Annotated in this window: 1 protein-coding gene; it reads right to left on the reverse strand. The window is 76.0% G+C overall.

The features are described 5' to 3' along the window. Window positions 1-48 precede the first annotated feature (48 nt). The coding region (locus tag AOK17_RS46580) for an FUSC family protein (protein ID WP_055618691.1) at window positions 49-1410 on the reverse strand (1362 nt) is incomplete at its 5' end.

Genomic DNA, 1410 nt, shown 5'->3' on the forward strand with positions numbered 1-1410 from the left:
CTCCATGGACCGCGCCCCCTCCGCCCGCCGTCCGCCCGTTCGCTGCCGTCATGCCCGTGTGCCCTCCAGAGCGTGCAGTCCCTGCCGTCGTACCGCAGTCGCGAGCGTACGGTGTCCGGTCCGCTCCGCGAGCAGCACCCGCTCCGTCGGCACGGCGCGCTGCCACCACTCGCCCGCGGCAGCGTCGGCCGTGGCGCGCAGCTCGACGAGCGCCGCGGCCAGGCTGCGGCGGGCCGCGTCCAGGGCGCCGGGAGCGGGTCGCTCGGCGGCGATCAGCCGCGCGGTGTGCTCGCGGGCGCGTTCCACCGTGTCGAGGGCGTTTTCGATGCGGTCTCCGGCCCGCCGGTTGGTGACCGCGACCGCCGCGGCGAAGCCGATCAGCGCGCCGACGACCGTGTCCACGATCCGGTCCGTCATCAGTTCGCCGGGCCGCTGGAAGCCCGTGAACTCGGTGATCAGCAGCGCCATCGGGGTCACGCAGATGCTGCCGAGCCAGTAGTTGCGGCTGATCAGGGCCTCCGCGCCGAAGTTGAAGGCGAGGCAGCACAGGACGAGGGCGGCGGGGCCGAGGTGGGCGAGCGGGGCGACGGCCGCGAAGAGGAGGACGCCGACGAGATTGCCGACGACGCGCTGCACTCCGCGGCTCCAGGTCAGCGTGATGTTCGCCTGGTAGAGCGAGGCGGCGGTGACGAGGGCCCAGTACGGGCGGCCGACGCCGAGCGCCAGCGACACGTAACCGGCGAGGGCACAGCCGAGCGCGGTGCGCAGGGCAAGGGGCAGGAGCGGGCCGAGTCTGTCGGCCAACGGGCTTCTGCCCGCGGCCCGTTCGGCCTCCACGCCGAGGAGTTCGTCGGCCGCCGATGCCGGCTCCACGCTCGGCACGGGGCCCGTTCCGCGCAGGTCGCGTGCCCAGGAGCGCAGCCGTCCGGGGTCCGTGTCGGCGGGTGCGGCGAGCGCGATCTCGGCCCGCACGACGAGCCGTTCGAGGGCCCGTCGGGGCTCCGAGCGGGCGCCGGTGGCGAACAGCGACTGCCAGGCGGCGTGCACGGCTGCGGCCCCGGCCGCCCTGGCGCGCTCGCGTCCGGCGGAAGCGGTGAGGGACGCCTCGGCGGACGCGGCTGCGGAAGCGGCAGTGGAAGCGGATGGCGCGACGGACATCTCGGCGTACGCGGCTGCCGCGTTCAGGGCTCGCGCCGTGGCCCGGCGCTCCGGCCCGTGCGGTCGTACGAGGCCGGGGGCCATGCCGACGAGCCACGCCCAGGCGCCCGCCGCGGCGGCGAGGGCGAGGTGGCCGGGGACCTGGCCGAGCGTCTGCGGGGTGAAGAGGGAGGCCGAGCTGATGAAGGCGAAGATCACCGGTCCGGGCGGGCCGATGCGGGTCGCGTCGCACAGCGCCTTCTGGGCGGCGGC

Origin of the sequence: Streptomyces phaeochromogenes (assembly GCF_001418655.1) — a bacterium.
GTDB lineage: Bacteria > Actinomycetota > Actinomycetes > Streptomycetales > Streptomycetaceae > Streptomyces > Streptomyces phaeochromogenes.